The organism is Pseudomonas sp. GW821-FHT03E01 (assembly GCF_059420765.1).
Map to the genome: position 1 here is coordinate 21489 of NZ_JBWKUI010000004.1, position 22965 is coordinate 44453.

Genomic DNA, 22965 nt, shown 5'->3' on the forward strand with positions numbered 1-22965 from the left:
CCCAGAGGCATTCCTCGGAAGGTGGTACGGACAGCGGGGGTGGTTTCTGTAGGAGCGAGCGCGCTCCTACAGGGGGGCGGGGTTATTGCTTTTCCGGCGGCAACTCTGGCAGTGCGCGCAGCGCCGTTTCATACCATTCGGTGTCGAATGCACGGTCCTCATCGAGCATGGCGTCGATCTCGTAGGCCAGCACATGGGCCATCAGGTTGAGGATTTCTTCACGCTCGTAACCCACCAGGGTCAGCTTGTTGAAGGTTGCCTTGGCCGCTGGCGGGTTGTCGCTTTCGATCTGGTTTTCGATTGCTTCGATCAGCGTCGTTTCGGCGAATTCTTCTTCGTCGTTGTCGATGTCGTTTGGCTCGCTCATGGCAGGCTCCTCAAGGAAAGGCGGCCAGTTTACCTGCATTCAGCATTGTGATGCTGCTGGCAAGAAGTGCCTGGGCGTTCTATAACTGGCGCTGCCAACCCCCTGCACGGCCTGGAGGCTATGTAATGCTCAAGCTTTATGGATTTTGCGTCAGCAACTACTACAACATGGTCAAGCTGGCGTTGCTGGAGAAGGGACTGCCGTTTGAGGAAGTACCGTTTTACCCAGGCACCAGCCCCGAGGCGCTGGCCATCAGCCCGCGCGGCAAGGTTCCGGTACTGGGCGTCGAGCAAGGTTTCGTCAACGAAACCAGCATAATTCTCGAGTATCTCGAGCAGAGCCAGAAAGGCACACCGCTGCTGCCGAGCGAGCCCTTCGAGCGAGCGCAGGCGCTGGCTTTGGCCAAGGAAATCGAGTTGTACATCGAACTGCCGGCGCGCGCCTGCTACCCCGAAGCGTTTTTCGGCATGTCAGTGCCGGAAGCGATCAAGGACAAGACCAAGGCCGAGTTGCTGCTGGGGTTCGCCTCACTGGGCCGGCACGGCAAGTTCGCCCCTTACGTGGCGGGCGACCGTCTCAGCATTGCGGATTTGTATTTCCTGTACAGCGTGCCGATGGCTTGTGCCGTGGCGCAGAAGCTGTTCGATATTGATCTGCTGGCTGAGATGCCGGCGGCCAGGGCGCTGCTGGAGCGTCTGGGGCAGAATCCGAACGTGCAGCGAATTGCGGCAGACAAGGGCGCAGCAATGCCCGCGTTTCTGGAGATGATCGCGTCGAAGAAATAGATTGTGTAACGATCTTGAGAATGCCTTTGCGGGCAAGTCTCGCGCCTGAGGGGTACGGTCCCCTGTAGGCGCGAGCGGTGCGGCGATCCGACTTGCCCGCGAAGCTTTTAACGGCTGGCGAGCAATGCCTGACCGCGAGCCACGGCAGCCTTGACCTGTGCCGGCGCGGTTCCGCCGATATGGTCACGGGCATTCACCGAACCTTCCAGGGTCAGCACGGCAAACACGTCCTGCTCGATCTGGTCGCTGAACTTGCGCAGTTCTTCCAGGCTCATTTCCGCCAGGTCCTTGCCGCTGTCTACGCCGTACTTCACCGCGTGGCCAACGATCTCGTGGCAATCACGGAACGGCAAGCCGCGACGTACCAGGTAGTCGGCCAGGTCGGTGGCGGTCGAGAAACCGCGCAGGGCCGCTTCGCGCATCATCGCGTGCTTGGGCTTGATCGCCGGGATCATGTCGGCGAAGGCTCGCAGCGAGTCGCGCAGGGTATCGGCGGCGTCGAACAGCGGTTCCTTGTCTTCCTGGTTGTCCTTGTTGTAGGCCAGGGGCTGGCCTTTCATCAGGGTCAGCAGGCCCATCAGCGCGCCAAATACCCGGCCAGTCTTGCCGCGAACCAGCTCCGGCACGTCCGGGTTTTTCTTTTGCGGCATGATCGAGCTACCGGTGCAGAAACGGTCCGGCAGATCGATGAACTGGAACTGTGCACTGGTCCACAGCACGAGCTCTTCGGAGAACCGCGACAAGTGCATCATCGCGATGCTCGCGGCCGAGCAGAACTCGATGGCGAAGTCGCGATCGGACACGTTGTCCAGGGAGTTGCCGCCAACAGCGTCGAAGCCCAGCAACTTCGCGGTGTACTCGCGGTCGATCGGGTAAGTGGTGCCAGCCAGCGCAGCACTGCCCAGCGGCATGCGGTTGGTACGCTTGCGGCAGTCCACCAGGCGCTCGTAGTCGCGGCTGAGCATTTCGAACCAGGCCAGCATGTGGTGCCCGAAAGTCACCGGCTGCGCGGTTTGCAGGTGGGTGAAGCCTGGCATGATGCTGCCGGCTTCGCGCTCGGCCTGCTCCAGCAAGCCTTTTTGCAGGCGGGTGATCTCGGCCAGGATCAGGTCGATCTCGTCACGCAGCCACAGACGAATGTCGGTGGCGACCTGGTCGTTGCGGCTACGGCCGGTGTGCAGCTTTTTACCGGTCACGCCGATGCGGTCGGTCAGGCGCGCCTCGATGTTCATGTGCACGTCTTCGAGGTCGATGCGCCAGTCGAACTGGCCGGCCTCGATTTCACCCTGGATGGTCTTCAGGCCATCGATGATGCTGTCGCGCTCGGCATCGGTCAGCACGCCGACCTTGGCCAGCATCGTGGCGTGGGCGATCGAGCCCATGATGTCGTGGCGATACAGGCGCTGGTCGAAGGTGACGGAGGCGGTGAAGCGGGCAACGAAGGCGTCGACGGGTTCACTGAAGCGGCCGCCCCAGGACTGATTGGTCTTGTCAGTGCTCATGAATTCGCTCGTATCGGCTTGAAGAAAGATGGCGTGGAACGCTGACGCGGATAATAACAGGGTTGTTAATCCTGTCGCTGACACTGGTCGATACGTTTTTTTCTCATGGGGCGATCCATACTCGAAGCCAGCGATGCGCAAATTGCGCAACGATATTTCTCATTTGAGCAATATCGTCGCGGCAACCGTCTACAGTTGGACAGTAGGATCAGCGCACTTCTCGATGCTGCAGCTGACTATAGAGAGAAGAGGGGTGTTCATATTGTGTATCAGCAAACCTTATGGCGATGCCTCGCCAACGCGGGCCTGGGCCGTCAGTCACCCGGCAGATGAAAATTTAGCCGCCGGTCTTGCGGCACTTTTTGGCCCTCGCGCTAGTCTTAGCGTGGATCGCGGTGACGGACGTCACTTCACCTGTCTACGCTATCTTTGTGCGAGACTCACGCAGGAATCCAGCGCAATATGAATGTCCTGATCGTTGATGACGAACCCCTGGCCCGCGAGCGCCTGAGCCGAATGGTCGGCGAACTCGAGGGATACAACGTCCTGGAGCCCAGCGCCACGAATGGCGAAGAGGCGTTGGCACTGATCGACAGCCACAAGCCGGATATCGTACTGCTCGATATTCGCATGCCGGGCCTCGATGGCCTGCAAGTGGCGGCACGATTGTGCGAACGCGAAACCCCGCCCGCCGTGGTGTTTTGCACAGGGCCCGATGAATTTGCCGTGGAAGCCCTACAGGCCAGCGCCGTGGGCTATCTGGTGAAGCCAGTGCGCACAGAACAGTTACATGAAGCATTGAAAAAAGCCGAACGCCCCAATCGCATCCAGCTCGCCGCCTTGACTCGTCCCGCCGCCGAAACCGGCAGCGGCCCACGCAGCCATATCAGCGCCCGCACCCGTAAAGGTATTGAACTGATCCCGTTGGGCCAGGTGGTCTACTTTATTGCCGACCACAAGTACGTGACCTTGCGCCATGAAGGTGGCGAAGTGCTGCTGGATGAGCCACTCAAGGCCCTCGAAGACGAATTCGGCGACCGTTTCGTGCGGATCCACCGCAACGCACTGGTCGCCCGCGAACGCATTGAACGGCTGCAACGCACCCCCCTGGGGCATTTCCAGCTGTTTCTCAAAGGCCTGAACGGCGACGCCCTGATCGTCAGCCGACGCCATGTGGCCGGCGTGCGCAAAATGATGCAGCAGCTTTAATCCGCCATTCAGGGCGGATTTCTACCCTGTTTTCGGACCTTGAGGGCCAGGGAGGCCATGCAGTTTCTGATACAAGTCAAAGTGGATTTGGCTGAGCTGTTATTATCTGCCGTATCTATTCAGTACGGATTGATCCATGTCCTCTCGCGAAATCCGCATCGCCACCCGCAAAAGTGCTCTAGCCCTGTGGCAGGCCGAATACGTCAAGGCTCGTCTGGAACAGGCCCATCCGGGCCTGCTCGTGACACTGGTGCCCATGGTCAGTCGCGGCGACAAGCTGCTCGATTCGCCCCTGTCGAAAATCGGCGGCAAGGGCCTGTTCGTCAAGGAGCTGGAAACCGCGCTGCTGGAAAACGAAGCTGACATCGCCGTGCACTCCATGAAGGACGTGCCGATGGACTTCCCCGAAGGCCTCGGTCTGTTCTGCATCTGCGAGCGCGAAGACCCGCGCGATGCATTTGTCTCCAATACCTTCGCCAGCCTGGATGAGTTGCCACCAGGCAGCATCGTCGGCACCTCCAGCCTGCGCCGCCAGGCTCAGTTGCTGACCCGTCGCCCGGATCTGGAAATCCGCTTCCTGCGTGGCAACGTCAACACGCGCCTGGCCAAGCTCGATGCCGGCGAATACGACGCCATCATCCTCGCCGCGGCGGGTTTGATTCGTTTGGGCTTCGAACACCGCATCACCTCGGCCATCAGTGTCGATGACAGCCTGCCGGCCGGAGGCCAGGGCGCGGTCGGTATCGAGTGCCGTAGCGCCGACACTGAGATTCATGCACTGCTCGCGCCGCTGCATCACCAGGATACGGCCATCCGCGTGACCGCTGAACGTGCCCTCAACAAACATCTGAATGGCGGCTGCCAGGTGCCGATCGCCTGCTACGCCGTGCTTGAAGGCGAGCAGATCTGGTTGCGTGGCTTGGTGGGCGATCCGAACGGCGGCCTGTTGCTCTGCGCCGAGGCCCGAGCGCCGCGCAGCGAGGCCGAGGCCCTGGGCGTGCAAGTGGCCGAAGACCTGCTGAGTCAGGGCGCCGACGCCATTCTCAAAGCAGTCTACGGCGAGGCTGGGCACGAGTGACTGGCTGGCGCCTGCTGCTGACGCGCCCTGCGGATGAATCGGCGGCGCTTGCCTGCGTGTTGGCTGACGCGGGGGTTTTCAGTAGCAGCTTGCCGCTTTTGGACATCGAGCCGATGCCGGCCTCTGCCACAATGCGCGCAGTGATTCAGGACCTGGATCACTATTGCGCGGTGATCGTGGTCAGTAAGCCGGCCGCCAGAATCGCTGTCGAGCTGCTCCACCAGCATTGGCCGCAACCGCCGGTTCTGACGTGGTTCAGCGTCGGCGCGGCAACGGCGCAGATCCTCGAGGCTAACGGGCTGGATGTGAGTTTCCCGGCCGACGGTGATGACAGCGAAGCCTTGCTTGAACTTCCACGGTTGCGCGAGGCTATCGCCCGTCCCGATCCTCGGGTGTTGATCGTGCGTGGGGAGGGTGGGCGCGAGTTGCTGGCTGAGCGTTTGCGCGAGCTTGGTGCTAGTGTCGAGTATCTGGAGTTGTACCGACGCGGCTTACCGCAGTACCCACCGGCAGCGTTGCCTGAGCGGATCGAGGCGGAACGCTTGAACGGGCTGGTGGTCAGCAGTGGACAGGGTTTTGAGCACCTGCACCGATTGGCTGGCGATGCCTGGCCGATCATGGCGCGGTTGCCGTTGTTTGTTCCAAGCCCCAGGGTCGCCGAGCTGGCACGCGCCGCCGGGGCCCAAACAGTTGTGGATTGTCGTGGCGCCAGTGCCGCGGCCTTGCTGACGGCGTTACGGGAGCACCCCGTACCCGTTTTCTAATGCAAAGGATGGATACGTGAGCAAAACAGCCTTGCCTAAAGATGACGTCCAGCCGGTGCTCGATGCGCCGGTAGAAGCACCGGTTGTAACCGGGCCACCTGCTACTGAGCCGCGCCGAGGCAATGGGCTGGCAATCGTCGCGCTGCTGTTGGGCGCTGCCGGTGTTGCCGTGGGCGGTTGGGGAGTCTGGCAGGTGCGTCACCTGCAAGCCGATAACCTGCAACAGTTGAGTCAGGTACAGGCGTTGAACGATCAGGCGCAGAGCCTGAAGCTCAACGAGCAGCGTCTGACCGCTCGCCTCGAACAAATGCCTGCCGCCGAAGAGCTCGATGCGCGCAGTCGCTTGGTCACTCAACTTCAGGGCGATCAACAGCGTTTGAATCAACGCCTGGAAACCGTCCTCGGTGCCAGCCGCAAGGATTGGCGTCTGGCCGAGGCTGAGCATTTGCTGCGACTGGCCAGCCTGCGTCTGTCGGCGTTGCAGGACATCAGCAGCGCCCAGGCCCTGGTGCAGGGGGCCGATGAGATACTCCGTGAACAGAATGACCCGGGGGCTTTTGCCGCTCGCGAGCAAGTGGCCAAAACCTTGGTGGCCCTGCGCAGTACCGAACAGCCGGATCGCACCGGGTTGTTCCTGCGACTGGGTGCCTTGCGCGATCAAGTGATCAGCCTCACCGAACTGGCGCCCGAGTACAAGGACCGTGGCGAATCCCTGCTGGGCCTGACGGCCGATGGCGACGGCGCCAGTCGCTGGGCGCAATGGTGGGATCAGATCTCGCGTTACATCCGAATCGATTTCAACGCCGACAAGAATGTCCGTCCATTGCTGGCAGGGCAGAGCCTGAGCCAGGTGCGTCTGGCCCTGAGCCTGGCGCTGGAACAGGCGCAGTGGGCCGCGCTCAACGGTCAGGCTGCGGTTTACACTCAGGCGCTGACCGAGGCGCGGGACGTGCTCAAGGGTAACTTCAATCCGGACAACCCTCAGAGCAAGATCATGCTGGAGCAGGTGGCCGAGTTGAGCAAACAGCCAGTCACGGTGGTCACGCCGGATCTGACAGGCACGTTGAGCGCCGTCCAGGCTTACCTTGAGCGACGCAACGTCAACGCCGAGGACTCAGTGAAACCTCTGGGCAAACCTGCCGCGAGCACTGCGCAGGAGGCCACACCATGAAACGTCTCTATGTGATCGTGTTCGTGGTCATCGCTGCCGCCGCCGCGTTGGGGCTGGCGATTGCCGAGCATTCCGGCTACGTGCTGATCGCCTACAAGAGCTTCCGTTACGAATCGAGCCTGTGGGCAACCCTGGCCTTGGTGGCCGTGCTGTGGCTGGTGTTCTGGGGCATCAAGGCGCTGGTCGAACTGGTGACAACTTCCGGTGGGGTGGTCAACCCTTGGTCGCGGCGCAATCGCAGTCGACGGGTGCAAGTGGCGATCGAGCACGGCCAGCTGGATTTGGCCGAGGGCCGCTGGGCCAGTGCTCAGCGTCACCTGTATCGCGCGGCAGAAGCCGAGCGTCAGCCACTGCTCTACTACTTGGGTGCTGCCCGCGCCGCGAACGAACAAGGTCTCTACCAGGAAAGCGATAACTTGCTGGAGCGCGCTTTGGAGCGACAGCCCCAGGCCGAGCTGGCGATTGCCTTGAGTCATGCCCAATTGCAGACCGACCGCGGCGACACCGACGGCGCCCTGGTCACCCTGCAAGCCATGCACGAGCGTCATCCTCATAACGTCCAGACCCTGCGCCAGTTGCAACGCCTGCATCAGCAGCGGGGCGACTGGTCGGCAGTGATTCGCTTGCTGCCGGAGTTGCGCAAGGACAAGGTGCTGCCGCCAGCCGAGCTGGCTGAACTGGAGCAACGCGCCTGGGGTGAGAATCTTTCGTTGGCGGCGCACCGGGAAGAGGACGGAACGGTCGGTTTGCAATCGCTCGCTCGTGCCTGGCAGCAGCTCACCGCCGCTCAGCGGCAGGAACCGCAACTGGTGCTCGCCTATGCCGAGCAACTGCGGCAACTGGGAGCGCAGGTCGAGGCCGAAGAGGTTCTGCGTACGGCTCTCAAGCGCAAATACGACAGTCATCTGGCACGCCTGTACGGTCTGGTTCGCGGTAGCGATCCGGCCAGACAGCTGCACACCGCTGAAGGTTGGCTCAAGGATCATCCGGCCGACCCGAGCCTGTTGCTGACGTTGGGCCGTTTGTGTCTGCAAAGCAGTCTGTGGGGCAAGGCCCGGGATTATCTGGAAAACAGTCTGCGTGTACAGCGTAATCCTGAAGCCTGCGCCGAACTGGCGCGGTTGCTGGCGCAATTGGGTGACACTGAACGCAGTAATCAGTTGTTCCAGGAGGGCTTGGGCCTGCTGGACGAGCGCTTGCTGTCGGCTCCGCTGACGGTGCCGGCTCATGCTTGATGCCGGCCTGTAGCCGCTGCCGAAGGCTGCGTTCGGCTGCGCAGCAGTCGTAAATCAGGCGCCGCAGTCGGATCAGGTGAGTCGTGTTAAACCGACTACGACTGCTGCGCAGCCGAACGCCGGCTGCGCCAGCTGCTACAGGGGGAGTCGTTCGTCAGGGCAATCCAACCGCTCCGAGTCTGCCACTGTTTTTGAGTTGTGGTCCTGGTCTGGCAAAGTCCTACAGCGGACTACATCTTATCCTCTCGACTCTGTCGGGAATTCCCTACACTTCTGGTGAAGTGTCCGTGCTGGCCTGCCTTGAAAGGCTGCTGCGCTTTCCTCTACCGTAACCGCTTGTCTCTACAGTTACGGAAAAGCCATGTCTTTGGCCTGCTCACGCTCCTTGTTTTTCATGGTTTTCATTGCAGGTGCCCTGGCCTTGGGCGTTTCCTATTACCTGGAATATGCGGTCGGCCTCAAGCCTTGCGGGTTGTGCCTGTTGCAACGGGTTTGCCTGGCGCTGCTCACGGGTGTCTGCCTGATGGCTTCGGTGCAGGGGCCTGGTCGCTTCGGATCATTCCTGTATTGGTTACTGGGTCTGCTATGCAGTGTGGCGGGTACCGTCACGGCGTGGCGGCAGGTTGTGTTGCAGAGTGATCCGGTGCATCAGCTCTCGGCATGCTCGCCCAACCTGACTGATCTGTTTGCCAGTACGCCCTGGTTGTGTGCCTTGCAACGGTTGTTCAAGGGAACCGACGACTGCGCGGAAATTTCCTGGACGCTGTTCGACCTGAGTATCCCGGAATGGAGCCTGTTGTTCTTCGTTGCGATGATGATTCTGGGCGGGTATCAATTGCTGCGCCTTGTCTGGATCGCCTGTCAGCGACCGCTCAGCGGCGAGTCGTCGCACCGGGTATTGGCGGGCGATTAAACACTTGTATGAACTTTATCTCCTGCGTACCTTGAAGCCATAGGCGCGCGGGCATAATCTGGCCCGCACGTATCATTGGAATTATGTTGCTCGTTGCTGTTCTGCCTGACCCAGACCGGATGTGCCGAGTCTTGGTCAGGCGTAGAACGGCATGACCCATTAGGGAAGAGAGATCGCCATGTTAGATAGTTGTCAGAATGCTCAGGAACGCTGGGGTGGGGTTCATAAGCTCATTGACCGCTGGCTACAAGAGCGTGAAGAGTTGATAAAGTCGTTCCACGACTTGCGAAATGCCAAACCGGCTTTTGCCGACAAGTCCTTGAACGGTCGGTTCTGCGAGATTCTTGTCGATTACGTTTCTGCCTGGCACTTCGAAGTGAGTGAGCATCTGGTCAATGAGGCCAAGGCCTTTGGCGACGATGGCGGCCTTGAACTGGCGGAGCAGATCAACCCGCGTATCGACGTGAGCACCGAGATGGCGCTGTCGTTCAATGATCATTGTCACAAGGGTGACTGCAACGACACCGAGCGTTTCGCCGAAGCGCTGGAAAAGCTGGGCAGCCAACTGCGTGAACGCTTCGAACTGGAAGATTGCCTGATCGAAGTGCTGCACACCGCCCACAAGGAAGAGAGTTCGGTTCAGGCCTGAACCCTTCCCGGCTAGACACTGAAAACGGTGCGCAATGCGCACCGTTTTTCGTTTCCGGCATTCAGCTTGTAGCACCACGCAATTCGACTTCGAATACCAGCGGCGTGAACGGCGCGATCAAGTCGCCGGCACCGTCGGCGCCATAGGCTTGCGCCGATGGAATTACCAGGCGCCATTTTGCGCCGACCGGCATATTTTGCAGCGCGCTACGCCAGCCGCTGATCACACTATCAAGACTGAACCACTGTGGCTGACTGTTCTGATCGAACACGGTGCCATCAGGTAGACGACCGATATACAGCACCTGGACTTTGCCGTTCGGTCCTGCCTTCGCGCCAGTTCCGGGAGCCAGCTCGGTCAGCAATACTCCATCTGCCAATTGACGGACGCCAGGTTTGGTTTTTTCCTCATCGAGAAAGCGCCGCTCTTTTTCGAGGGCAACTTCGCTTTGCGCGACGGCGGGTTGCTCGGCGACCTGGGCTTCGTGCTCGGCAAGAATCTGTTCGATCTGCTCGTCTTTCAGCGCTAGCGGCTTACCTTGGTAGGCTTGCTGCAAACCTTCGAGCAGTGCCTGAAGTTGCAGGTCCGGAACCTCCTGGCGCAAGCGTTCGCCAAGGCTCGCACCCAAGCTGTAAGCGAGATCGTGAGCGTCATTTGTGGTGGTTTTTTCGGCGGCCTGGACCACGGAAAAAAACATGCACAGCGATAAAAAAAGGTAGCGCGACATAGGCACTCTCCGACCTGAGATGCGCAGGATTATGCCAGTGTGAATGCTCTCGAAGGTGAACTGGTTTTGCGTAAGCGCAGAACATTTTTACTTCGTTGCAACGCAGCGCTTTCGATACTGTCAACATGCCCTAGCGGCGGTTGCAGCAGAGGTCTAGTATGAGCCGCATTCACGTCAGCCAGGAGGTAAACCATGTCGGCCACCAAGAAGCCAGTAAATACTCCGTTGCACTTACTCCAACAACTCTCGGGCAGCCTGCTCGAGCACTTGGAAAACGCTTGTTCCCAAGCCTTGGCTGATGCTGAAAAACTGCTCGCCAAACTGGAAAAGCAGCGCGGAAAAGCGCAGGAAAAACTGCATAAATCCCGCACCAAATTGCAGGACGCTGCGGCGGCCGGCAAAGCCAAGGCACAAGCCAAGGCCAAAGATGCGGTGAAAGAACTTGAGGACCTGCTTGACGCCCTCAAGGCTCGTCAGTCCGAAACTCGCAGCTACATCCTGCAACTCAAACGCGACGCTCAAGAAAGCCTGAAACTGGCCCAGGGTGTCGGTCGTGTCCAAGAGGCTGTCGGCAAGGCGTTGTCCCTGCGTTCGGCCAAGCCAGCCGCGGCACCTGCGAAGAAAGCCGCTGCCAAACCGGTTGCTGCCAAAGCACCGGCCAAGCCTGCTGCGGCTCCTGTTAAAAAAACCGCCGCCAAAGCACCGGTAAAAGCTGCAGCGAAACCAGCCGCAAAACCTGCGGCGAAAAAACCAGTCGCTGCCAGCGCTGCGAAACCAGCAGCTAAAACGACAGCTGCCAAACCTGCCGCTAAGCCAGTCGCTGCCAAAACAGCTGCCGCTAAACCCGCTGCCAAAACCACGGCTGCCAAACCCGCCGTGGCGAAAACTGCAGCTGCAAAACCGGCCGCTAAACCTGCTGCAAAACCAGCAGCCAAAACTGCCGCCAAACCTGTCGCGGCTAAAACCGCTGCAGCCAAGCCTGCTGCAAAACCGGCGGCGAAACCTGCTGCAAAAACTGCAGCCAAACCCGCCGCTAAACCGGCTGCCAAAACTGCTGCTGCGAAACCTGCCGTCGCTGCCAAGCCAGCCACTGCCGCCAAACCAGCTGTAGCGAAACCAGCAGCCAAACCTGCCGCTGCCAAACCGGCTGCAAAACCTGCCGCCAAGCCAGCAGCAAAACCGGCCGTGAAAAAGCCAGTCGTTGCTGCAAAGCCGACTGCCGCACCTGTCGCCAAGCCAGTAACCCCGGCCCCGGCTGCATCGGCTTCGCCGGCTCCGGTAGCCACTACCTCGACAGCTTCGCCTGCGCCAGCGGCATCGTCGAGCACCAGCACTACCCCAACCAGCGCTTCCTAAGTGCCGGTTACCGCGACGCGCAGCTGATGCAGCGCGTCGCGGCTCAGGATGGCGGCGCCTGCTGCCATACCTTCCAGCCAGGCCGTTAGATCGGTCGCTTCACACTGCGGCCAACTCTGCGCCAAACGCTCCAGTCGCAACAGCAAATGCCTTTCGGCTTCCATCTCCAGTGTCTTCACTTGTTCGCGCAAATCATCCAGACCGGCATCCTCGCTGGCAGCGGCTTTCCATTGCTGGCGCAAGGTGCGTAACGGTTGCACGACATCCACGTCCCAAGGCCCGGCTATATCGCGTAGCAGCTGCAGGCGTTGTTCGTTGCAGGCGACTCCACGTTGCCCCAGCCACAATCCACAGAGCAGCAGGCACACATTCACACCCGCTGCCTGCAATTGCAGGCAGGCGTGTTCAACGCCGGGACGGGCGTAAGTGTCGAGGGAAAAGCTCCACAGGTCAGAGGACATAGTGCTACTCGCGCCAGTTGCGAGCGAAGCTGGTAGACTCCGCCGCCATTATGATTCGACTTCAGAACCTGACTTTACAGCGTGGCCCGCAACGTCTGCTAGAAGACGCCGAGCTGACCCTGCACGCCGGCCACAAAGCCGGCCTCATCGGTGCCAACGGCGCCGGCAAATCGAGCCTGTTCGCCTTGCTTCGGGGCGAACTGCACCCGGACTCGGGTGACTGCTTCCTGCCGGCCGACTGGCGCATCGCCCACATGCGCCAGGAGGTCGACACCCTCGAGCGCCTGGCGGTCGACTACGTGCTCGATGGCGACCTGCGCCTGCGTCAGGTGCAACGCGACCTGGCGGCGGCCGAAGCGGCCCATGACGGTGCCGCTCAGGCCCGCCTGCACTCGGAGCTCGACAGCGCCGATGGGTACACCGCCGATGCCCGGGCTCGCAAGCTATTGGCGGGCCTTGGGTTCACCAACGAGCAAATGGACCGGCAAGTAGGAGATTTCTCCGGTGGCTGGCGGATGCGTCTGAATCTGGCGCAGGCTTTGATGTGCCCCTCGGACCTGTTGCTGCTCGACGAACCGACCAACCACTTGGACCTCGACGCCATCATCTGGCTCGAAGAGTGGCTCAAAAGCTACCCCGGCACTTTATTGCTGATTTCCCACGACCGGGACTTCCTCGATGCCGTGGTCGATCACGTAGCTCACGTAGATCAACGCAAGATCACCCTGTATCGCGGCGGTTACACCGCGTTTGAACGGGCCCGTGCCGAACGTCTGGCACAGCAACAGCAGGCGTACGAGAAGCAACAGGCGCAACGTGCGCACATGGAAAGCTACATTGCCCGCTTCAAGGCCCAGGCCACCAAGGCCCGTCAGGCCCAGAGCCGGATCAAGGCGCTGGAGCGGATGGAAGAGCTGTCCGCCGCGCACGTCGATTCGCCGTTCGATTTCGTCTTTCGCGAATCGCAGAAAATCTCCAGCCCGCTGATCGATCTATCGGACGCTCGCTTGGGTTATGGCGAAAAAACCGTGCTGGAGAAGGTCAAGCTGCAACTGACCCCTGGCGCGCGGATCGGTTTGCTCGGCCCCAACGGTGCCGGTAAATCGACCCTGATCAAGAACCTCTCCGGTGAGCTCGAGCCATTGGCGGGCCGACTGACCCGGGGCGAGAACACCGTGGTCGGTTACTTCGCCCAGCATCAACTGGATTCCCTCGATTCCAAGGCCAGCCCGTTGCTGCACTTGCAGCGCCTGGCGCCAACCGAACGTGAGCAGACCCTGCGTGACTTCCTCGGTGGTTTCGACTTCCGGGGTGCACGTATCGATGAGCCGGTGTTGAATTTCTCCGGTGGCGAAAAGGCGCGACTGGCCCTGGCGCTGATCGCCTGGGGCCGACCGAACCTGTTGCTGCTCGACGAACCGACCAACCACCTGGACCTGGAAATGCGCCTGGCGCTGACCATGGCGTTGCAGGAATTCAGTGGCGCGGTTCTGGTGGTCTCCCACGATCGTCATTTGCTTAAAAGCACCACCGACAATTTCTATCTGGTGGCAGACGGCAAGGTCGAGGAGTTCGACGGCGACCTGGAAGACTACACCCGTTGGCTGGTGGAGTACCGTCAGCGCAACGTGCCGGTCAGCAATACCCCGGTCAACCCGGACAAGACCGACAAGAAAGCCCAGCGCCAGGCCGCCGCCGCGTTGCGTCAGCAACTGGCACCGCACAAGCGCGAGGCCGACAAGCTCGAAGCCGAGTTGGGCAAGCTGCACGAGAAACTGGCGAAGATCGACGCCAGCCTCGGCGACAGCGATATTTACGAGCCGGCACGCAAGAACGAATTGCGTGATCTGCTGGCCGAGCAGGCCCGGCTGAAGGTGCGTGAAGCCGAGCTGGAAGAAGCCTGGATGGAAGCGCTCGAATTGCTCGAAAGTATGCAGGCGGAGCTGGAGGCGCTGTCTTGATGGAGGCCTTCAAGCTGCCGTTGCCGGCGATGTGGGTCGAGCCGCTCTGGCTGGTCGTGCAAATCCTGCTGATCCTGCTGGCCGGCTATGTCGCTCAGCGCGTCGTCGCTAAAGGCCTGACTCGCCTGGGCGAGCGTTACCCGTTCCCGCCGCAGTTCTTGATGCCGCTGCGTGGTGGTTTGCGTTGGCTGATCATGGGTAGCGCGCTGATCTTCGTGCTGGAGCGTCTTGGGGTGTCGGCCACGGTGCTCTGGACCGCGTTGTCCGGCTTCGTGGCGGTAGCTGCCGTGGCGTTTTTCGCCATGTGGAGCGTGCTGTCCAATCTGTTGTGCGCGATCCTGATCTTCACCGTCGGCCCATTCCGAATCGGCGATGTGGTCGAGTTGGTGGACACCACCGACAAGCCGGGCGTCAAGGGCCGGGTGGTGGCGATCAATCTGCTCTACACCACGCTGATCGAAGCCGAAGAGCTCGGTACCGGCAGTGCCATGGTGCAAGTGCCCAACAGCCTGTTCTTCCAGCGCTCGGTTCGACGCTGGCGCGGTACTGATGTATTTCCTTCAAACGGGTTCGAAAAGCAGGCTCGATAGGACGCTACCGCCGTAAACGCTGGTCGGCAGTCACTCTGTCCTGCAAAAAATCGGTAGTCATTGATCGTAAGGCGCATTAGCTTAGACGTTTGTCACGAGTCTGAGTCGAGGTGTGCAATGCTGCTTCAAACATGGCTGGCATTTTTTGCCGCCTGCTGGGTAATCAGTCTTTCCCCCGGTGCCGGCGCCATTGCGTCGATGTCCAGCGGCCTGCGCTACGGTTTCTGGCGCGGTTACTGGAACGCCCTGGGTCTGCAACTGGGCCTGGCGTTGCAAATTGCGATTGTCGCTGCCGGTGTCGGTGCGATCCTCGCGGCCTCCGCCACTGCCTTTTATGCGATCAAATGGTTCGGCGTGGCTTACCTGGTCTACCTCGCGGTCAAGCAATGGCGCGCGCTGCCCAATGAGATGAGCGACGACGCTGCCATTCGGCAGATCGGCAAGCCGATGGCGCTGGTGTTCCGCGGTTTTCTAGTGAACGTCAGCAACCCCAAGGCTTTGGTGTTCATGCTCGCGGTGCTGCCGCAATTCATCGATCCCCACGCGCCGCTGGTGGCCCAGTACCTGATCCTCGGCGTGACCATGATCTGTGTCGACCTGATCGTCATGGCCGGCTACACCGGGCTGGCGGCCAAGGTCCTGCGTTTGTTGCGCACGCCCAGGCAGCAGAAACGCATGAACCGAACCTTTGCCGGGCTGTTCATCGGCGCGGCGGCATTCATGGCGACTTTGCGCAAAGCAGCGACATAAAGCTTCAGGCACAAAAAAGGCGACCTATTGAGGTCGCCTTTTTCATTACTACAGAGTGGCCAGTCTGAGATCAGTGCAGAATCACCGGCGCCGTATCTCGCGGCAGGTTATTACGCAGCGGTGCCTGCCCCGGCTGCTCGTAACCGCCACCACCGAGCTGTTGGCTCAGTTGCGATGCCACGTCTTCACCCAGCGCCTTGGACACGTCACGCACCACCCGTGGGCGGTTCAGGGAAACCCGGATGTCCCGGCCATTCACCAGTTTGGTGTCCTGACCTTCGCCCATCGCCGTGAAGGCCGAGGTGATCTCGAAGGTCTTGGTGTTGATCAGGCTGAAGTCCGCCACCAGCGTCAACGCCAGCACCGCCGAGTAACTGTCGGTGTTGGCCAGCTCATTCATGTCGCGGGTGAAGTCGATGTCTGACACGGTGCCGAACAGCACATAGTCGGCACCCTTGAAGCTACCGGCCTTGATGCGCTTGATCACGTCATACACGTCGCCTTTGGACGATGCCGTGTAAGGCGTGCCCTGCACCAGCTGGAACATGCCGGTGCGCAGGATCTCGCCCTTGATGTCGCCGGTGAATTTGCGCAACTCGCCTTGCTCGATGTAGCTGTTGGTGGCTTCGTACTCTTCGTAACTGGAAGAACCACTGGCGCCGTAATAGCTCTGGCTATGGTTACTCTGTGCCGAAACAGTGTGGACGTATTGCTCCACGCGCTCCTGGTACGCCAGATCCGCTACTGCAACTTTCGGGGCCGCTTGCACGCTGAACGCGCAAGCCAGGGCCATCATGCCAATCCATGTGCGCATCGATTAACGCTCCGTGGTTTTGCGGATCTCTTTTTCGTCCATCCACTCGGCCAGACCGCTTTCAACGTCGATCAATTGCAGGCTGAATTTGTAGAAGACGTCCTTGTAGTCGCTGCTGCGCTTGACGATCGAGCTGATCGAACCTTCAAGACGGTATTGGGCGGCAATCATGTTGCCGGTCTTGGCCACGGTGCTCTTCTTGTACAGGCCGCTCTGGTTTTGCAGCTTGAGCTGGTCGACCTGGCTCTGCATTGCGGTGTTGTCGCTGGCGAAACGGGCGACGCCGGACTTCATCAGCTGGGTCTTGATGCTGGTAGTGATTTCGCGGGTATCGATGTACTCGCTGGTCTTGTTCTTCACGTCGTAGACCTGAACCACCGGACGGCCTTGCAGGATGCCGGACTGGGCCAGGGAGCGGGTCATGGATTCGGCGATCATCTGCAGGTCGGTGGAGCCGAACTCGTTGGTCACGGTTTCCACGGCTTTGGTGTCGCCGTAGCTGATGTTTTTGCTGCCCAGCGTCGGTGAAGTGTTGGCGCAACCGCTGGCCAGGAGGGCGATGACGGCGATGAACGAAAAGCGTGCAAACATGGGAATGCTCTCTAGAACTGAACGAATAGGTGTCGGGCTTAAGGCGTTTTGATTTCGAGACGGAAATCCACGGCTTTGGCGGTTGGCGCAATGGCCTGGATGAAACTGGTCTGCTCGCCGTACATCATCTGGCTTTTCCAGGTTTCCTCTTCGGCAACCGGGAAGCCTTCAGGGCCGAGCCAGGCAAAGCGGTAGTAGAAGGTCTTGTTGTTGTAGCTGGTGTTGCTCAGCTGTGCGTTGACCGTCATGAAGCCGTTTTCCCGCGCCACGCGCATGGCGCCGACCACGATGTTCTTGAGCTTGCCCATGGCCACGACCTTGCTGGCAGCGCTGCCTGGCTCCGGTGGTGGCGGGGTGGCGCAGCCGGCCAGCAAGGCCAGGGCGACGACAGTGATGAGTTTGAAGCGCATGCAAAGACTCCGTTCTTAAGGTTGTTTGAGGCTGGCCACGGTGGTCGGGTTGGCGCTCGGGATCACATGAGCGGCCTGGCCGCTGGCGAATACCTGATTGCCCACGGCGCGCAGGCTGATGACCTGATAGCGCTGATCCACAGTGATCTTGACCACCGAACCGCCCACGGCGCTCGGCAGGGTGACTTGGTGCTCGCCTTTCTTCAAGCGTAGACGCACGACTTGAGTGGTGTCTGGCAGGGTACGCCATGTACGGGTATCGGCACCTTCGAGCACCGCTGAAGAGATCCCGACCGCAAGACCCGCCAGTGGGTTGGTTTCGTTGATCTTCTTCTGAGCCACGCCTTTGGTCACGGCACGGACGGTGGTGCGCAGGATGATGCCCGGCATGTCATCACGCAGCGCGCGGCGGGACATGGCGGTGGTGCTGTTGAGTTGCGTCAGGTTCACCTGCTGACCGTCTACGCCGATCTGGGCGAAGGGAGCGGTCGAGGTGTCCGGCTTGATGACCGGGAACGACAGCGGTGTGATCACCACCTGGTTGCTGATCGGCAATGGCAACGGAATGCGGATCGAGTCGCGGGACGGCGCCAGGCCGCTTTGCACGACGATCAGGATGTCGCTGTCCTCGTCCTTGGCGGGTTTGTCGAGATTCACCAGCGCCTGTTCCAGCAGCGGGGTGTTCGGGCGCAATTCGGCGGCCTTGCGATAGCCCGGTGCAGCCAGGTCTTTCTCGCCCAGGGCTTCATAGACGAAACCGGCCAGGTAATGGCTGAACGCACTCTGGTAGCTGTTTTTCAGGCTGACCACTTCTGGCGCGTCGAGGCTGGCCACCGGATAACCCTGGAGATCCTTGTACTGGGTTTTGACGCCTTCCTTCTCGGCCTGCTCTTCGCTCTTGAGGTATTCCTTGTCGCGCAGGTCGGCGATCACCGCTTCACGTTCGTGAGTTTTTTTGATCGCGGTGCGCGCGCCGTCGAAGTCGTTCACCGCCAGCAGGTTGAGGGCCATCTGCGTGGTCAGCATGACTTTCTCGTAGTCGTAGCCTTCGTAGCGACGGACTTTGTCATTGACCAGGAAGCTGCCGAACTGAGCCAGGTACTTTTCGGTGTCGAGCTTGACCGAGTCTTCCCACTTGCCCACCACCTGATCGGCGCTGCTCCAGGCATTCTGGCTGCCGGACAAGTCGCCCTTGGCGCGCAGCAGTTCACCCTTCTCGAAGTAATAGAGCAGGTCTTTGTCGGCGCCGGTGTTGTTCTTTTCCAACAAGGTCAAGGCGCCGTCGACGTTGCCGGCAGCCAGTTGCTGGTTGGTTTGTGCCAGTTCGGAATCGTAGTTGCGAAAAGCCGAACAGCCGGAGAGCAAGGTGACAGCGCTGAGCGCGATCGAGGTAAGGGCGCGAGAGGCCATAGGGGGTACTTCTTCCCTGAGTATAAGCAGCCGCGCGTGCTGGTCGGGCTGTTGGGACCCATCGGCAGGGAGACTGGCGCCCTGCCAATTCCTCATAAAAAGAGGAGCTTAAATGCCGTATCGCGATAACGACGGCGCGGCATTATAAACAGGGATGCTGGCTATGTAATGGCTTTTTAATTGTATGTTTTCACAACGTGCCATTACTTATTTCTGGCCTGATACCGGCGCTGGCGAGGTTTGCACATAAGTCTTTCCGACGACGAATGCCACGGTGTTTATTGTGCGCAGGTTGATGACTTGGAAGTCGCGGTCGATGCGCAGGGTTACCGGCGGGGTGCCGGGCGCGTTCGGCGCGCTGAACAGGTGTTCACCTTTTTTCAGCCGCAGACGCGCGACCAGGGTTTTGTCCGGCAAGGTACGCCATGTGCGGGTGTCGGCCTCCTCGAATGGGTCTTCGCGCGTGACCACCAGCGATGCTTTGGCCGGGTTGCGTTGGTTTTCCTCAGCCTGGCCGATAGCCGCCATGTTGGCGCGGAACATGGCCCGCGAGATGATGGCGGGCATGTCATCACGCAAGGTGCGCAAGGCCATGTCGGTGACGCTGTTGAGTGCGGTCAGCGGCCGTTTTCGACCATCGACGATGATGTGGTCGAATGCTGGCGTGATGGTGTCCGGGATCATCACCGGGAAAGAAATCGGGGCAACGATCACCAGGTTTTCGTTGAGCCGTACCGGAATCGGCACGCGCACCGAGCTGCGTGCCGGTGCCAGGCCGCTTTGGACAATGATTAACACATCACTTTCATCGGCTTTTGCCGGCGGTTTGTCGAGATTGCGCAACGCCTGCTCGAGAAACGGCAGGTTCGGGCGCAATTCAATTGCCTGGCGATAGCCCGGCGCGGCGAGATCGCGTTCGCCGAGGGCTTCATAGGTGAAGCCAGCCAGGTAATGACTGAAGGCACTCTGATAGCCGTTTTTCAATTCGATGACGGCTGGCGCATCGAGGGTGGTCACCGGGTAGCCTTGCAGATCCTTGTAACGCACCGAAATGCCCTGGGCCTTGGCCTGCTCTTCGAGCTCTTCGTATTGCCGCTCGCGCTGGCGGGCAATCAGTGCTTCGCGTTCGTGGGTTTTCTTGATGTCGGCGCGGGCGCCGTCGAAGTCATTCGCAGCCAATTGGTTGAGGGCCATTTGCGTGGTCAGCATGACTTTTTCGTAATCGTAACCTTCGTAGCGACGCAGTTTGTCGTTGACCAGCATGGTGCCCATTTCATTGCCAAACCGTGTGAGCAGTTTCATGGCCCCGGAGGGCACCGCTTCTTCGCGCTGGAATACCATCTGGTCGGCGCTGCGCCAGGCTTTCTGGCTCTCCGGCAGCGCATTGGCGACACTAAGGATGGCGCCTTTCTCGAAGTAATAGAGCAGATCCTTGTCTTCCCAGGGATTGTGCAGCTCCACTAGGTCCAACGCACCCTGGAGGTTGCCCACCAATAGTTGGTCATTGGTCTGTTGCATCTCCTGATCATAATTTCGGTACGCGGCACAGCCACTCAGTTGTAGGGCGAAACTCAGCAGCAAAGAGAACAACAGGCAGGAGCGCATGGACGATGATTCTTCCCTGATCGGATACCGCGAGGAGATAGCAGTTTGCCGCCCAATGTACACGCCGTTATGCGGGAAATACCAACAAAGCTTGAGCGAAACTCATTGGAAGTGAACAATGTGTTACTTCGTATTTCCATTTGAGATTTATTCATGACTGGCTTCTCTCGTTTTCTGGCGTGGCTCGTGCTGCCGATGATCGCGTTCTGCAGCTTCAATGCGCTGGCCGAAACCGCGGAGGGTGCGCCCAAGGCCCTGCATTTGCTCGATTACATTGCCGCCGATTACCCGACGGCGGTCGAGGGAGGCAAGGTTATTGATGAGGCTGAGTATCTCGAACAGCAGACATTCCTGGGGGAGCTGCAAGGGTTGATCGCCGATTTGCCGGCCAAACCCCAGCGTGCCGAACTGGAGCAGGGCGTTAACGGTCTGCGCACCGCGATCGCCGCTCGCAAGGACGGCGCGGACGTCACCCGTCAGGCGCGGCAGCTGGGGGCAAAACTGGCGGTGACCTATGAAGTCAGCCAGGCTCCGGTCATTACCCCGGACCCGACCCGCGGCGCGCCGCTGTATGCCCAGCAATGCTCGGTGTGCCATGGCGATACGGGCATCGGTGACGGCCCGGCAGGTGTCGGCATGACGCCACCGCCGACCAATCTGCGCGATGCCGCGCGACTGGACCGTCTGAGCCTCTACGCGCTTTACAACACGCTGGGTATGGGCGTCGAAGGTACTGACATGCCGGCCTTCGCCGATCAGCTGGATGATCGTCAGCGTTGGGACCTGGCGACCTACATCGCCGGCTTCAGCGCCGATCCGGCCGCGGCAAAATCCGAAAAAACCTACAACATCGCCGACCTGGCGCGTCAGACGCCAGCCGAAGTGCAGGCCGTCGAAGGTCCGCAAGCGGCCGCGACCTTCCGCGCGCAACGAGCGCAACCGCCGCAGGTCAAGCGTGGCCCGGGGCAATTGCTTGAATACACGGCGGCCACGCTGGACAAGAGTATCGCCGCCTATCGCGCTGGCGAGCACGATCAGGCCTACGACCTGTCGGTGGCGGCGTACCTGGAAGGCTTCGAACTGGTTGAAAGCTCTCTGGACAACGTCGACGCCAACGTACGCAAAGACACTGAAAAGTCCCTGATGGCTTACCGTCAGTCGTTGCAGGACGGCTTGCCAGTGGCCCAGGTCGAGCAACGTCTGGAAGTGGCCAAGGCCAAGCTGAAAGAATCCGCTGGCCTGCTCGGTAGCGATGGCTTGAGCTGGTCGCTGAGCTACATTTCCGGTCTGTTGATTCTGTTGCGAGAAGGTCTGGAAGCCATTCTGGTGCTCGCGGCGGTCCTCGCGTTCCTGCGCAATACCGGCCAGCAATCGGCGGTGCGCAGCGTCAACATCGGTTGGGGCCTGGCGCTGTTGGCCGGGCTGGCGACCTGGGCGGTGGCGGCGTATGTGATTGACGTCAGCGGGGCCCAGCGTGAGCTGCTGGAAGGGGCCACTGCGCTGTTTGCCAGTGTCATGGTGCTCTGGCTCGGTGTATGGATGCACGACCGTCGCCACGCAGCGGCCTGGCAGGATTACATCAAGAGCAGCCTGGTGAGCGGCGGTGGGCGTTTCGGGTTTGCGATCCTGGCGTTCTTCTCGGTGTATCGCGAACTGTTCGAAGTGATCCTGTTTTACGAAACCTTGTGGTTGCAGGCGGGGCCTGCGGGGCATAACGCCGTAATGGCTGGCGGCGCGACGGCGCTGGTTATGCTGGTCGGTCTGGCCTGGGTGATTCTGCGCGGCTCGGCAAAGCTGCCGCTGGCACTGTTCTTCGGCATCAATGCCGGATTGCTGTGCGCGTTGTCGGTGGTGTTTGCCGGCCATGGCGTGAAGGCGTTGCAGGAAGCCGGGGTCTTCGGCACGCGGCCGGTACCGTTCTTTGACTTCGACTGGTTGGGGATCCACGCTGACGCGTATTCGCTGAGTGCCCAGGCTGTGGCGATCATTGCGATCATCGTGCTGTACAGTCGCAGCCGGATGGCCGAGAAGCGGCAGTTGCCGGCTTCTTAAAAGCATTCGCTGCGCTCATATTCGCGGGCAAGCCCGCTCCCACAGGTTCAGCGCTAACCTTATGGGAGCGGGCTTGCCCGCGATGCTTTTCAATAGAGGAAATCCAATGCGCGTATGGATCGATGCCGACGCCTGCCCTCGGGCAGCCAAGGATCTAGTGGTGAAGTTCGCCCTCAAGCGCCAGTTCGAAGTGGTACTGGTGGCCGGTCAGCCGCAGATCAAGCCGGGCCTTGCGCTGGTGAAACTGATCGTGGTGCCCAGCGGCCCGGATGCCGCCGACGATTACCTGGTGGAACACGCGGTGCCGGGGGAGTTGGTGATTTGCAGCGATGTGCCGCTGGCGGATCGGCTGGTGAAGAACGGCGTTGCGGCGCTGGATCCGCGGGGTAAGGAGTTCGATGCGCAGAACATGGGCGATCGACTCGCGGTGCGTAACCTGTTCACCGACTTGCGCGAGCAGGGGCAGATGAGCGGCGGCCCGGCGCCGTTCGGCGAGCGCGAGAAACAGGCGTTCGCCAATGCGCTGGACCGGATATTGACCCGGTTGTCGCGTAAAGCTTGAGCA

Annotated in this window: 23 protein-coding genes; 14 read left to right on the forward strand and 9 right to left on the reverse strand. The window is 60.4% G+C overall.

All coding sequences use genetic code 11. The features are described from left to right. Window positions 1-82 precede the first annotated feature (82 nt). Window positions 83-367 carry a hypothetical protein gene (locus AC07VO_RS07880; protein ID WP_018927538.1) on the reverse strand — a complete coding sequence of 95 codons (285 nt, stop codon included), beginning with the start codon at window positions 365-367 and terminating at the stop codon, window positions 83-85. Between the two features lie 125 nt (window positions 368-492). Here AC07VO_RS07880 and AC07VO_RS07885 point away from each other — a divergent pair, with 125 nt between their 5' ends. Continuing rightward, complete coding sequence (locus AC07VO_RS07885; RefSeq protein WP_018927539.1) at window positions 493-1152, forward strand: glutathione S-transferase family protein; 660 nt, start codon at window positions 493-495, stop codon at window positions 1150-1152. A 107-nt stretch (window positions 1153-1259) separates the two neighbouring features. Here AC07VO_RS07885 and argH read toward each other — a convergent pair whose 3' ends face one another. Next, complete coding sequence (gene argH / locus AC07VO_RS07890; protein WP_086944357.1) at window positions 1260-2654, reverse strand: argininosuccinate lyase; 1395 nt, start codon at window positions 2652-2654, stop codon at window positions 1260-1262. Window positions 2655-3116: 462 nt separating this feature from the next. Between argH and AC07VO_RS07895 the strand changes: the two genes are divergently transcribed. The 7 genes from AC07VO_RS07895 to AC07VO_RS07925 all read left to right on the forward strand — a co-directional run bounded on the left by AC07VO_RS07895 (window position 3117) and on the right by AC07VO_RS07925 (window position 9673). Further along, on the forward strand, window positions 3117-3863 hold the full coding sequence (locus AC07VO_RS07895) for a LytR/AlgR family response regulator transcription factor (protein WP_086944358.1): 747 nt from the start codon (window positions 3117-3119) through the stop codon (window positions 3861-3863). Window positions 3864-3999: 136 nt separating this feature from the next. Continuing rightward, complete coding sequence (gene hemC, locus AC07VO_RS07900) at window positions 4000-4941, forward strand: hydroxymethylbilane synthase (RefSeq protein WP_018927542.1); 942 nt, start codon at window positions 4000-4002, stop codon at window positions 4939-4941. Continuing rightward, window positions 4938-5705: a uroporphyrinogen-III synthase gene (locus AC07VO_RS07905; RefSeq protein ID WP_018927543.1), complete on the forward strand. Its 768-nt coding sequence runs from the start codon at window positions 4938-4940 to the stop codon at window positions 5703-5705. Before hemC ends, AC07VO_RS07905 begins: the two co-directional genes overlap by 4 nt. Window positions 5706-5721: 16 nt before the next feature. Beyond that, window positions 5722-6876 (forward strand): uroporphyrinogen-III C-methyltransferase, encoded by a 1155-nt coding sequence (locus AC07VO_RS07910; protein ID WP_018927544.1) that lies wholly within the window; start codon window positions 5722-5724, stop codon window positions 6874-6876. Next, on the forward strand, window positions 6873-8111 hold the full coding sequence (locus tag AC07VO_RS07915) for a heme biosynthesis protein HemY (protein ID WP_495007508.1): 1239 nt from the start codon (window positions 6873-6875) through the stop codon (window positions 8109-8111). The genes AC07VO_RS07910 and AC07VO_RS07915 overlap by 4 nt, the downstream gene beginning before the upstream one ends. A gap of 361 nt (window positions 8112-8472) precedes the next feature. Continuing rightward, window positions 8473-9024, forward strand: coding sequence for a disulfide bond formation protein B (locus AC07VO_RS07920; protein WP_086944359.1), 552 nt, complete (start codon window positions 8473-8475; stop codon window positions 9022-9024). Between the two features lie 178 nt (window positions 9025-9202). Then, a complete protein-coding gene (locus AC07VO_RS07925; RefSeq protein ID WP_064621058.1) occupies window positions 9203-9673 on the forward strand; it encodes an Rsd/AlgQ family anti-sigma factor in 471 nt (156 codons plus the stop codon). 61 nt (window positions 9674-9734) lie between these two features. On the opposite strand, the gene AC07VO_RS07930 is transcribed toward AC07VO_RS07925, so the two are convergent. Beyond that, entirely contained in the window at window positions 9735-10400 is a 666-nt protein-coding gene (locus tag AC07VO_RS07930; RefSeq protein ID WP_018927548.1) for an FKBP-type peptidyl-prolyl cis-trans isomerase, read from the reverse strand. Window positions 10401-10592: 192 nt separating this feature from the next. Here AC07VO_RS07930 and AC07VO_RS07935 point away from each other — a divergent pair, with 192 nt between their 5' ends. Next, window positions 10593-11756, forward strand: coding sequence for an AlgP family protein (locus tag AC07VO_RS07935; protein ID WP_064621057.1), 1164 nt, complete (start codon window positions 10593-10595; stop codon window positions 11754-11756). On the opposite strand, the gene AC07VO_RS07940 is transcribed toward AC07VO_RS07935, so the two are convergent. Next, window positions 11753-12217, reverse strand: a complete 465-nt coding sequence (locus tag AC07VO_RS07940) for a TIGR02444 family protein (RefSeq protein WP_086944360.1) — start codon at window positions 12215-12217, stop codon at window positions 11753-11755. The two genes, AC07VO_RS07935 and AC07VO_RS07940, sit on opposite strands and share 4 nt — an antisense overlap. Before the next feature lie 50 nt (window positions 12218-12267). Here AC07VO_RS07940 and AC07VO_RS07945 point away from each other — a divergent pair, with 50 nt between their 5' ends. The 3 genes from AC07VO_RS07945 (at window position 12268) to AC07VO_RS07955 (ending at window position 15518) form a co-directional block, all read left to right on the forward strand. Beyond that, entirely contained in the window at window positions 12268-14178 is a 1911-nt protein-coding gene (locus AC07VO_RS07945) for an ATP-binding cassette domain-containing protein (protein WP_064621055.1), read from the forward strand. Beyond that, window positions 14178-14768, forward strand: coding sequence for a mechanosensitive ion channel family protein (locus AC07VO_RS07950; protein WP_019650132.1), 591 nt, complete (start codon window positions 14178-14180; stop codon window positions 14766-14768). Before AC07VO_RS07945 ends, AC07VO_RS07950 begins: the two co-directional genes overlap by 1 nt. A gap of 117 nt (window positions 14769-14885) precedes the next feature. Continuing rightward, on the forward strand, window positions 14886-15518 hold the full coding sequence (locus tag AC07VO_RS07955) for a LysE family transporter (protein ID WP_018927553.1): 633 nt from the start codon (window positions 14886-14888) through the stop codon (window positions 15516-15518). 70 nt (window positions 15519-15588) lie between these two features. On the opposite strand, the gene AC07VO_RS07960 is transcribed toward AC07VO_RS07955, so the two are convergent. The 5 genes from AC07VO_RS07960 to AC07VO_RS07980 form a co-directional block, all read right to left on the reverse strand. Continuing rightward, window positions 15589-16332 carry a hypothetical protein gene (locus AC07VO_RS07960; protein ID WP_018927554.1) on the reverse strand — a complete coding sequence of 248 codons (744 nt, stop codon included), beginning with the start codon at window positions 16330-16332 and terminating at the stop codon, window positions 15589-15591. A gap of 3 nt (window positions 16333-16335) precedes the next feature. Next, a complete protein-coding gene (gene lpoB, locus AC07VO_RS07965) occupies window positions 16336-16923 on the reverse strand; it encodes a penicillin-binding protein activator LpoB (protein WP_007941608.1) in 588 nt (195 codons plus the stop codon). 38 nt (window positions 16924-16961) lie between these two features. Continuing rightward, on the reverse strand, window positions 16962-17333 hold the full coding sequence (locus tag AC07VO_RS07970; protein ID WP_018927555.1) for a YcfL family putative periplasmic lipoprotein: 372 nt from the start codon (window positions 17331-17333) through the stop codon (window positions 16962-16964). Window positions 17334-17348: 15 nt separating this feature from the next. Next, window positions 17349-18743, reverse strand: a complete 1395-nt coding sequence (locus AC07VO_RS07975) for a COG3014 family protein (RefSeq protein ID WP_086944362.1) — start codon at window positions 18741-18743, stop codon at window positions 17349-17351. 207 nt (window positions 18744-18950) lie between these two features. Next, complete coding sequence (locus AC07VO_RS07980; RefSeq protein ID WP_064621051.1) at window positions 18951-20348, reverse strand: COG3014 family protein; 1398 nt, start codon at window positions 20346-20348, stop codon at window positions 18951-18953. Window positions 20349-20501: 153 nt separating this feature from the next. Here AC07VO_RS07980 and AC07VO_RS07985 point away from each other — a divergent pair, with 153 nt between their 5' ends. Next, window positions 20502-22400, forward strand: a complete 1899-nt coding sequence (locus AC07VO_RS07985; protein ID WP_086944363.1) for an FTR1 family protein — start codon at window positions 20502-20504, stop codon at window positions 22398-22400. 106 nt (window positions 22401-22506) lie between these two features. Continuing rightward, complete coding sequence (locus AC07VO_RS07990; RefSeq protein WP_064621049.1) at window positions 22507-22962, forward strand: YaiI/YqxD family protein; 456 nt, start codon at window positions 22507-22509, stop codon at window positions 22960-22962. Window positions 22963-22965: the final 3 nt, after the last annotated feature.

Excerpts from the sequence above, each read along its gene's own strand:
- AC07VO_RS07880 (WP_018927538.1), bottom strand. The coding sequence starts at position 367 with ATGAGCGAGCCAAACGACATCGACAACGACGAAGAAGAATTCGCCGAA.
- AC07VO_RS07885 (WP_018927539.1), top strand. The coding sequence starts at position 493 with ATGCTCAAGCTTTATGGATTTTGCGTCAGCAACTACTACAACATGGTC.
- argH (WP_086944357.1), bottom strand. The coding sequence starts at position 2,654 with ATGAGCACTGACAAGACCAATCAGTCCTGGGGCGGCCGCTTCAGTGAA.
- AC07VO_RS07895 (WP_086944358.1), top strand. The coding sequence starts at position 3,117 with ATGAATGTCCTGATCGTTGATGACGAACCCCTGGCCCGCGAGCGCCTG.
- hemC (WP_018927542.1), top strand. The coding sequence starts at position 4,000 with ATGTCCTCTCGCGAAATCCGCATCGCCACCCGCAAAAGTGCTCTAGCC.
- AC07VO_RS07915 (WP_495007508.1), top strand. The coding sequence starts at position 6,873 with ATGAAACGTCTCTATGTGATCGTGTTCGTGGTCATCGCTGCCGCCGCC.
- AC07VO_RS07920 (WP_086944359.1), top strand. The coding sequence starts at position 8,473 with ATGTCTTTGGCCTGCTCACGCTCCTTGTTTTTCATGGTTTTCATTGCA.
- AC07VO_RS07925 (WP_064621058.1), top strand. The coding sequence starts at position 9,203 with ATGTTAGATAGTTGTCAGAATGCTCAGGAACGCTGGGGTGGGGTTCAT.
- AC07VO_RS07930 (WP_018927548.1), bottom strand. The coding sequence starts at position 10,400 with ATGTCGCGCTACCTTTTTTTATCGCTGTGCATGTTTTTTTCCGTGGTC.
- AC07VO_RS07935 (WP_064621057.1), top strand. The coding sequence starts at position 10,593 with ATGTCGGCCACCAAGAAGCCAGTAAATACTCCGTTGCACTTACTCCAA.
- AC07VO_RS07940 (WP_086944360.1), bottom strand. The coding sequence starts at position 12,217 with ATGTCCTCTGACCTGTGGAGCTTTTCCCTCGACACTTACGCCCGTCCC.
- AC07VO_RS07945 (WP_064621055.1), top strand. The coding sequence starts at position 12,268 with ATGATTCGACTTCAGAACCTGACTTTACAGCGTGGCCCGCAACGTCTG.
- AC07VO_RS07950 (WP_019650132.1), top strand. The coding sequence starts at position 14,178 with ATGGAGGCCTTCAAGCTGCCGTTGCCGGCGATGTGGGTCGAGCCGCTC.
- AC07VO_RS07955 (WP_018927553.1), top strand. The coding sequence starts at position 14,886 with ATGCTGCTTCAAACATGGCTGGCATTTTTTGCCGCCTGCTGGGTAATC.
- AC07VO_RS07960 (WP_018927554.1), bottom strand. The coding sequence starts at position 16,332 with ATGCGCACATGGATTGGCATGATGGCCCTGGCTTGCGCGTTCAGCGTG.
- lpoB (WP_007941608.1), bottom strand. The coding sequence starts at position 16,923 with ATGTTTGCACGCTTTTCGTTCATCGCCGTCATCGCCCTCCTGGCCAGC.
- AC07VO_RS07970 (WP_018927555.1), bottom strand. The coding sequence starts at position 17,333 with ATGCGCTTCAAACTCATCACTGTCGTCGCCCTGGCCTTGCTGGCCGGC.
- AC07VO_RS07975 (WP_086944362.1), bottom strand. The coding sequence starts at position 18,743 with ATGGCCTCTCGCGCCCTTACCTCGATCGCGCTCAGCGCTGTCACCTTG.
- AC07VO_RS07980 (WP_064621051.1), bottom strand. The coding sequence starts at position 20,348 with ATGCGCTCCTGCCTGTTGTTCTCTTTGCTGCTGAGTTTCGCCCTACAA.
- AC07VO_RS07985 (WP_086944363.1), top strand. The coding sequence starts at position 20,502 with ATGACTGGCTTCTCTCGTTTTCTGGCGTGGCTCGTGCTGCCGATGATC.
- AC07VO_RS07990 (WP_064621049.1), top strand. The coding sequence starts at position 22,507 with ATGCGCGTATGGATCGATGCCGACGCCTGCCCTCGGGCAGCCAAGGAT.